The sequence below is a fragment of the Bradyrhizobium sp. Leo114 genome (assembly GCF_055229415.2).
Genome location: NZ_JBUYEN020000105.1, coordinates 1 through 8,468, shown reverse-complemented (window position 1 = coordinate 8,468; position 8,468 = coordinate 1). Strand labels below are relative to the sequence as shown.

The window sequence follows — 8,468 nt, the reverse complement described above, 5'->3', positions numbered from 1 at the left end:
GGTCGCTCAAGCATGAGGACATCTATCTCAGAGGCTATGCCGACGGCCGCGAGGCCAAGGCAGGGGTCGCAAGCTGGATCGCCTTCTACAACGATCGTCGCCTTCATCAGGCGCACGGCTATCGCACGCCGATGGCGGTCTGGCGCGAACGGATGCAGGCCGCGAAGGCTGTGGACATGGTGGACAACGCTGCCGCGTTGACCACATGCCCACAGCAACTGCAGCAGACAGCGTCTCTGGCTGCGTGATAGAAAGGGATCAGGAGCAGTCAGTTTCCAACTAACAAACCGGTTCAAGCGGTCCCGCTCCGCGGGTCCATTTCATCCTGCCTGGCGCGCGCCGACAGCTTGGTCGGATCGCGCCGCTTGGCCACATGAGCGGGGTAGGTCGAAGGGGCGATCGGCAAGACCCTGCAGATCGGCTCGACCCCATACGTCCCACGGTGATCGTCGATGAAGGCGATCATGGCTTGGACCGGCGGTCGAGCTCCGCCGTCGCAAAATAGGCGCTCGCCTTGCGCAGGATCTCATTGGCGTGCCGAAGCTCACGGTTCTTCCCGTTCCAGGGCCTTCAGCTTCTCAGCCATGTCGGTCGGAACGCCTGCCCGCTGTCGACCTCGGCCTTCTTGACCCAGTCATGCAGCGTCTGCGGCGTGCAGCCGATCTTGGCCGCAATCGAGGTCACCGCCGCCCAGCGGGACGGATGCTCGCTCGCGTGATCCAGAACCATCCGAACCGCACGGGCCCGGACCTCGGGTGAAAATCTGTTCGTCGTCTTGCTCGTCATGGCTCCATCCTCTCAGGAGCTGGAGCCTCCGGCAAACCCGGGGCGGTTCAAGGCCACGCTCGGCCAAGCCTTGAAGGACCTTAGAAACCCGACTGCGGAGCTCGGGCAGTCTGCGCAGAAGCGAGCTACACGTCTGCGTGCGCTGAGTGCGTGGCTTAAAGAAAATGCCAGGGGGACCATAACCTGGCGTGTTAACGGCGCTGGCAAGGAGCAGTTAACGCTGGACAACGATGTGCTAACGTTCCAACGCAAGCCTCCGGTCGCGCGCTGCGGCCGGAGGTTTTTACTAGAACAGGACATGCTTTGAGGCTACTCACGTTTCGAAAGCGCACAAGCCGGTGTGTGCCGCACGTTAGCCAATCAGAAGATCGCCCGCACGGGCGCGCGTCGGCAAGGCTCCGTCACCAGAAACTCCTCGCGCTTGGCGGCGCTGTTTGTTGTTTACGCTCACCGGCCTCTTGGCTAAGCCCAAAAAAGGCCGCCGCAATCAGCCAAAGCGGAACTGTCCACCGCCATTACCTGAGAAACTGCCAACATTGCGGAGCCGAAGATGTCTGCTGCCCGCGTAGTGCGACGCAGCTCTCCTGGTGCGACACCACAGACGAGCGGTCTGCGAGGCCTGAAGGGCTGACAATGCGTGGAAAGATCATGATGGTTTGAGCACTGTCGGCGTAGATGAGCATTCACAGTGTGTTCGTTTCTCAGCCATGGATCCGTGCGCTCGGTATTCCGTATGTGGATGTCCGATTGCCGCCTCAATGTCGTAAATCCGACGGAGCTGCCGGGGCAATTCCGCACGAAATGCTGTAGGTGGGCATGTTCTTCTCGTCCAACGAGGCGCAGTCGAGATTTTGTGGCTGGCACGGCGATTGCTGATGAGCAGAGACCACCGGATGGGTGGGTGAAGATGGTCGCAGCCGGACTTTAGTGTTCCCACGAATGAGAGGTTTCAGCAGACGGCTTGCAAGACGCGCCATTGCGGGCCAAGCCGCTGCCCCATCCCAAGTCACACAAACGTGCTTCAGTAATGAAGCGACGCGCCCGGACCCGAGCAAAATTTACACGAGCGCCAACGTCAAGAACTTACACGAGCTCAAAGAGACTTCTATGGAAATGCTGGACCTCATCGGAATTGGCATCGGCCCATTTAACCTTAGCCTCGCAGCGCTTATTGAACCTACTCCGCTCCGCGCACTTTTCCTGGAGAAGCGAGACGCACTCTTTTGGCATCCAGGCCTTGCGCTGCCGAACAGTCGCCTACAGGTGTCGCCGCTCAAGGATTGCGTGACCCTGGTCGATCCTACTAGCCCATATTCATTCCTCAACTATTTGGCACTGCATGGTCGGCTCTACAGCTTTGTCAACAAGCGCAATGCTTCAACGTCCCGGCGGGAGTTCATTGAGTATTACCGGTGGGTCGCAGGGCGACTCAATACGCTCCGCTTCTCCGAGGAAGTCAAGGATGTTGTTCCTTTTAGGGATGGCTACCGCATCAGCACGAATACAACCACATACTTGGCGCGCGCCGTTGTTGTCGGCGTTGGCGTAGAGCCCAAGATCCCGGCCTGTGCCAGATCTTTGCTATGTGACACCGTCTACCATGCAGCCGACTATCTCGAGCGGCAGCTACCGTATGCAGCCGAGCATGTGCTCGTTGTGGGAGGCGGTCAGAGCGGGGCTGAGATCATCGAGGATATTCTTACTCGTTCTGTATCCACCCAGATCACGTGGGCAACGTCGCGTTCGAACTTGTTTGCCATCGACGACAACAGTTTCGTGAATGAGGCTTACACGCCCGCCTATAGCCGTCGCTTTCACGCTCTACCGCTTCAGCAACGCCGGAACATAGTCGAGGGCGAGATGCTTACGAGCGATGGTATTTCTGTCGATTTGTGCAACCGCCTATATGAAATGCTGTACGAACGCAGCCTGGATGGCACGCTGGCCGACCGATTTCGTGTGTTGTCCAGCGTAGTCGTGAAAGACGTCACGTCCCACAACAAGCGCTGGCGAGTAGATCTAAATGAGATCGCAACGCAGCGAAATAGCTGCATCCTCGTCGATCGTATAGTGCTTGCTACAGGCTTCCAGCCACGTACGCCGCCCTTCTTGCAGGCCCTCCTCGAAGGCGCGTGTATGGAAGACGGCCTGCCCGTACTCGGCCCGGACTACGCAGTCCGCTTCAGTCGGCACATGCCAGGACCAATATATCTACAAAATCAAAGCCGCGTGCAGCACGGATTGCAGAGCGCCAATCTATCTTTGGTCGCGTACCGCAACAGCCTGATTATTAATAGCCTCCTCGGCCGACCGTTCTATTTGAATACATCCGACAGGCAGATGATTGAGGTTTACGCACCTTCGGACACGTCTGAACGAGACGCCGGTGTGGTTGCGATGCCATCAACCCGACTGGGTAGCATATGAACGGCGGTTCGACCTCACGGCTGCGGGGCCGGATTGCGGATGGAACGGCTAAAGCCGCCGACCAGCTTTCAGGCACGCTCGACTACCGCGCCTTTGCACCATTTTTGATTGCCTCCATTATCATTGCAGCAGCTTACGGCACTAGCTTTCTATTGCCGGACTACATGCATGCGCTCGGAACGGATAGTGGAGCCGCGGGTCTTATTATTTCCAGCGGCATGGCTGCCACTCTCGTTTCCTGTTGCTTGGCAGGCTGGCTGGCAAAGCGGATAGGCCTATTGCCCACGTTGACTGTCGCCTCGCTATTTATGGCCTTAGCCATGCTGGCCTTTGCCGGCGCTGCCCTCGATGGGCGAGCGGCGTACGGTGGAGGATTACTGGTGGGCTCTTCTTGGTCAGTGTTCTTCATTCTGGCACCGCTGCAGATCATCCGCCATCTACGTCCCTCAGCACGTATTCAGTATTTGACTGTCTTATCCGGATCACAAATGGCTGGGCTCGGCCTAGCGGCTCCACTTGGTCACTTGCTTGCAAAATACACTGGTTCGCTGGCCACGATTTATGCGGTGCTTGCGATTGCGTGCGTGATCGCAGCCGCCTGCGTAGACCTTACAAGACGCGCGATGTCGAGGCTATCGGCAGTGCCGATGCCGGATGTCGAAATTACACTGGCCGCGACTACGACACTGCTTCAGAAGTGCACAGCACTCCCCATCGCCATGATTGCGATTTCAGCCTGCATGTTCGCGGGGCTGTCCACATATCAGAGCGCGTATTCCGCATCACGTCACTTGAATTCCGATCTGTTCTTTCTCGTTTTTACTGCTACGAGCGTGGTACTACGCTTCTCGGTCGCTCACCTCATGGGCAGCCTGCCGTTACAGCGACTGGCGCTCACGCTCATCCTACTGACCGCTGCGTCTCTGGTGTTGTTCCTTCTCAATGGTGGCAGCACCTCACTCTATATCGCGGCCACCGTCCTCTTTGCCGCCGGCTATGGGTTAAGTTATTCAACCTTGAACACGATAGCCGTCAATCTTGCCGGCGAGCACGGCGTCTCCGTGCCCACTACCTCGCAGATCTTTACGCTCGCATACTTCCTCGGGCTCTTCGGCTTTCCCCTGGTCGGAGGGCAGTTGGTCCGTGGATTCGGCCCTGACGTGATGTTGCTGAGCCTATTGAGCGCGACCGCTCTTAATGCGGTGCTAGCAAGCCGCCTGGGGTAAAGCACAACTGATCCGTCTCATCTTACGAAGGAGCTCACACATGCTGACTGAGGCACAACAATCGAAATGGCATAAGGATGGATATCTTCGATTGGAACAGTTCTTCGATCCAGCCACGCGCGACAAGATTTCTCGTTTCGTTGAGGAAGTCGCACGTTGGGATGTAAGCTCCGACAAGTGGATGTTGTGGTTCGAGAAGACGAGTGACAGCCGCAAGATTATCTCCAAGGCCGAGAACTTCTTAGACTACCATGCCCCTCTACGGGAGGCGCTCCTGGCCGATGGCCGCATTCGTACAGCGGTCGAGACACTCTTGAATGAGGAAACACGGATGTTGAAGGAACTTCTGATCTTCAAGTATCCGGACAGCGGCGGATACCGCCCACATCAGGACATCTATCATATCCCGCACAAGATACCCGAACGCATGGTGCACGCAATTGCATCCATTGCCGTGGACGACTCGGACCCGGGTAACGGTGGGCTTTTCTTCACGCCAGCTCGCCATAAGGAAGGAGTGTTTCCGATGGATGCCGGCGGCGTGATTCGCCCGGAGATCGCCGAAACCTTCACATGGGAGCCGGTGCACTTGAAGGCTGGCGATGCTTTCATTTTCGACGATTATGCGCCCCATTACTCACTGCCAAACAAGAGCGATCGGTCGCGTCGTGCGATTCACTTGGTGTTCCAGCGCGCATCCACTGGAGGTCCGACACGCACCGAATACAACCGCATGAAGCGCGCCTACAACCCACCAGAGGAAGCGGTGGCGGATCTTGAAAACCTGAAGATTCCCAATGGCATATTCTATCGCGACTGATAGCCACGTTTGAGGAAGACCAACGTGTACACGAAGCAGGCCGATCATTCTCTGATGCGAACCGAATACGGCGTTCTGGTCTGGCGCCTTTTGGAGCATCTCCCGGAGGGTCTCAGCCCAGCATTTGGCGCTTCAGTCGTGGAGCTCGCTCCAGGCGATGCGGTCGACCCGCACGATCATCAGGAGCACGAACTTTGGGTGCTGATCTCTGGTCGTGGAGAATTCGAAGTCGACGGTCAGGTCCGTGAGGTTAGCGAAACGACCTTGTGTTACATGTCGCCACATCAGACGCACACTATCCGTAATATCAGCCAAGACAGCGCTCTCAAGTTTATCTCGATTTGGTGGGATTGACGTGCGCACCTATTTTGTCTGTCCCGCGCCGCCTTGCCCTAACGGCAAACTACATCTGGGTCACATCGGCGGCGTGTATTTACTCGCTGATATTTTCGTCCGCTTTCAACGCATGACCGGCCATCGGGCCTACTACATCACTGGCTCAGACGAGCACGGCACATATACGCTCGAAACGGCACGAAAGCTCGGCCAATCCTTTAGCGAGGTCGCAGAACGATACATTCACCAGATCTTACAGTGTTTGCGCGCCGTGCAAATTACTCCCGATGTGTTCGTGCGCACATCTAGCGCGATTCACAAGGAAAATGCGCTAGCTATATTCCGCGAGCTGCAAGGGGCCGGCTACGTCGACGTACGGCAGGGCGTCCAACTGTATTGCGACCATTGCGATGAGCTCGTTACGGACTCGCTCGCAACTGGCCGTTGCCCGGCTTGCTCATCGCCTTGCGACAGCAATCTGTGTGAGAACTGCGGGCTGGCTCTTCAGCACGACACAATCCGTGACGCACGGCACGTCACCTGCGGCCGCGATCTTGTGCTAAGACCCATCACGCAGGCCGTGTTCGACATGCCACGTCTCGCTCGCCCACTGCACGAAGCCATTGGAGAAAGCACATGGCCCGAGCCGATACGCGCCAAGGCGCGCGCTTGGCTACACCGGGAGGTGCGCGGCTTGCCGATGACCCGCCATTTCAGGCACGGTGTGGAGGTAAAACAGCCTGACTCTCTGATCGGCCAAACGCTGCTTACATGGTTTGAGGGCCTCTGGTGCTTCGACACCGGAATTCGCGAGCAATGCGCCCGCGCCGGTCTGGACGCAAACGCGACGTTGCACGACCAGAACACCGAGCTTCTTTTCTTCATGGGGCAAGATAACCGCTTCTATTACACGCTAGGTGTGGCCGGCGCTCTGCTCGCGCGCGGCTACCCAATTCCCAAAAATCACTCCGTCCAGGATTTCTACAAGCTGGAAGGCGAAAAGTTTTCCACCAGTCGTGATCATGCTCTTTGGGCCGATGAAGTGGCGCGCGAGGTGGGGCCAAACGTACTCCGTTATGCACTGGCGCGAGTGGCCAAGCCGTTTGGAACCGACGCAAACGATTTTGATCTCGACGGGCTCATCTCGGCAGCCTCACGCATTCGGGTCTGGGAAGATGCGTTACGCCGGTATGCAGAAAACGCACGCACAGTAGAGAGCACCGAACTGTCCCCGAATTTCCGCCGCTTCGCTGAAGATTACGCCGATGCGGTCACCACACTGCGTTTCTGGGATGCGCTTGATATCATCGACAAGTACTTCGAGCTAGCTGGCTTTGCACATGCAGACGGTTGGACATGGAATGCTGCGCAGATCTCGCTGTTCCTGAGCCTACTCTATCCCGTAGTACCTGAGCTAGCGATGGGCTACGGCCAGCACTACTTTGGCGGTGCGTGGCGGCCGTCCCTCGAGACATCAGCCGTAGCAGCCCAGCCAAAGACGTCGGTGGACTTTCCCCGTTTCAGCGCGCCAATACCCGCAAACTTTGCCGCGGAGTACAATAAGCGCTTTTGCAAAGAACAGATTTGGCAATCATGAAGATCCGAATGACGAAGCCATGAATTCGCGCATCTCAAAACGCAGCGCTGTCGCTCAGGGCTTTGCGCCATTCAACTCCTCAACTGCGAAACATGGTATCAATTTCGGCCACGCGCTGGCCGATCCGGTGATGTTTGCAGAACTGCCGTGGCCAGGCGCGTTTGACGGAGGTACAGGTGTCGCTCCCGCCGATCTGCCGCAGTATACGGATGCGGCGGGTTTGCCCGAACTTCGTACAAAGCTCGCACTGAGGTACGGCGTGCGGCATAACCAAGTTATGCTTACGGGTGGTGCTTCACAGGCTTTACAATTGCTTGCCGATGGCTGGATTGACCCCGGTGACGTGGTCCTGACGGAGGACCCCTCCTACTTGGGCGCACTGCGTACGTTTTCGATCGCGGGTGCAACCGTGGTCCAGCTAGGTCTGGCCGCAGAGGGAGTGGATCTGAACGAAGTCGAGGCAATGCTGCAGACCAATGCCCGGGTGAAGCTTTTCTACACGATGCCAGCATTTCATAATCCAACCGGGCGCCAGATGTCGTGCGACTATGTGGCCAAGTTGGCGGGCCTGCTAGCCCGCAGTGGCGCTCTCTTGGTGCAGGATCTTGTCTATGCTGAGTTGCCCTATAACGGTCCAGTGCATTGGCTGGCGCCAGGCAACAACGTGATCAATGTCCATAGCATCTCAAAAGTTGCCGGACCGGGGCTACGGGTAGGCTGGGTGCTTGCGGAGTCCGACATCATCAACAGGCTTGCGCACCTCAAACCCGACGGCGGCGTAAGTCCGGTTTTGAGTAATGTCGTTTTGGGGTTGTTGCAATCGAGCGCTCTTGACGCGCACATAACACGCTTACGCGAGCACTACCAAGCGAAGCGAGACAGCGTGCATAGGTTGTTGCAGCGCAGCCGGATTTGCGAGCCGGAATATACGGTGCCAAGCGGGGGCTTCTCGTTCTGGGTACGGCTTACCGCGGGTACGGATCCGGAGATGTTTATTGAAGCTGCGAGCCGCGAGCACGACGTGCACCTTATAAATGGTCGCAACTATGGCCCACGAAGTGGCCGTCACGTGCGCCTGTGTTTCAGCTATCTTCCAATATCTCTCATTGAGCAGGGGCTGGAGCGCTTAGGTAATTTGCATGCTAACCTCTAGCAGTCTGCTGAAAAAGCCCTCGTCAGGGGCTGCGATTGATGATTCTATATCGATCATGGATCGTCGGGGGTTCGCATGCGGGGCGCTTTTTCGGATCAGGGCGGATTATTTTCGTACATTTCG

7 protein-coding genes, 1 pseudogene and 1 other annotated feature are annotated in these 8,468 nt (G+C 57.3%); of the genes and pseudogenes, 7 read left to right on the top strand and 1 reads right to left on the bottom strand.

Features of this window, described 5'->3' with window-relative positions:
- Nucleotides 1-248: integrase core domain-containing protein (locus ACZIRK_RS43940; protein WP_474419705.1), on the top strand; the 248-nt coding region annotated here is incomplete at its 5' end.
- 74 nt (nucleotides 249-322) lie between these two features.
- Here the strand turns inward: ACZIRK_RS43940 and ACZIRK_RS43935 are convergent.
- Nucleotides 323-786 (bottom strand): annotated as a pseudogene (locus ACZIRK_RS43935) (transposase); the annotation flags it as partial.
- Nucleotides 392-508, bottom strand: a sequence feature (AL1L pseudoknot). (Overlaps the previous pseudogene by 117 nt.)
- A 1,107-nt stretch (nucleotides 787-1,893) precedes the next feature.
- Between ACZIRK_RS43935 and ACZIRK_RS43930 the strand changes: the two are divergent.
- From ACZIRK_RS43930 to ACZIRK_RS43905, 6 genes are read left to right on the top strand one after another with little or no spacing between them, the layout of a single operon-like run.
- The gene (locus ACZIRK_RS43930) at nucleotides 1,894-3,213 is read left to right on the top strand and encodes a lysine N(6)-hydroxylase/L-ornithine N(5)-oxygenase family protein (protein WP_155255674.1); all 1,320 of its coding nucleotides are present in this window, start codon (nucleotides 1,894-1,896) and stop codon (nucleotides 3,211-3,213) included.
- The gene (locus ACZIRK_RS43925) at nucleotides 3,210-4,439 is read left to right on the top strand and encodes an MFS transporter (RefSeq protein WP_474419703.1); all 1,230 of its coding nucleotides are present in this window, start codon (nucleotides 3,210-3,212) and stop codon (nucleotides 4,437-4,439) included. Before ACZIRK_RS43930 ends, ACZIRK_RS43925 begins: the two co-directional genes overlap by 4 nt.
- A 40-nt stretch (nucleotides 4,440-4,479) precedes the next feature.
- Nucleotides 4,480-5,259 carry a phytanoyl-CoA dioxygenase family protein gene (locus ACZIRK_RS43920; RefSeq protein ID WP_028169266.1) on the top strand — a complete coding sequence of 260 codons (780 nt, stop codon included), beginning with the start codon at nucleotides 4,480-4,482 and terminating at the stop codon, nucleotides 5,257-5,259.
- A 24-nt stretch (nucleotides 5,260-5,283) separates the two neighbouring features.
- Nucleotides 5,284-5,613: a cupin domain-containing protein gene (locus ACZIRK_RS43915; protein ID WP_028169265.1), complete on the top strand. Its 330-nt coding sequence runs from the start codon at nucleotides 5,284-5,286 to the stop codon at nucleotides 5,611-5,613.
- Nucleotide 5,614: 1 nt separating this feature from the next.
- Entirely contained in the window at nucleotides 5,615-7,192 is a 1,578-nt protein-coding gene (locus ACZIRK_RS43910) for a class I tRNA ligase family protein (protein ID WP_028169264.1), read from the top strand.
- 19 nt (nucleotides 7,193-7,211) lie between these two features.
- Entirely contained in the window at nucleotides 7,212-8,345 is a 1,134-nt protein-coding gene (locus ACZIRK_RS43905; RefSeq protein ID WP_394569720.1) for an aminotransferase-like domain-containing protein, read from the top strand.
- The last annotated feature ends 123 nt before the right edge of the window (nucleotides 8,346-8,468 follow it).

What these genes read in the sequence shown, in the direction of transcription:
- ACZIRK_RS43930 (WP_155255674.1), top strand. Translation starts at nt 1,894, where the DNA reads ATGGAAATGCTGGACCTCATCGGAATTGGCATCGGCCCATTTAACCTT.
- ACZIRK_RS43925 (WP_474419703.1), top strand. Translation starts at nt 3,210, where the DNA reads ATGAACGGCGGTTCGACCTCACGGCTGCGGGGCCGGATTGCGGATGGA.
- ACZIRK_RS43920 (WP_028169266.1), top strand. Translation starts at nt 4,480, where the DNA reads ATGCTGACTGAGGCACAACAATCGAAATGGCATAAGGATGGATATCTT.
- ACZIRK_RS43905 (WP_394569720.1), top strand. Translation starts at nt 7,212, where the DNA reads ATGAATTCGCGCATCTCAAAACGCAGCGCTGTCGCTCAGGGCTTTGCG.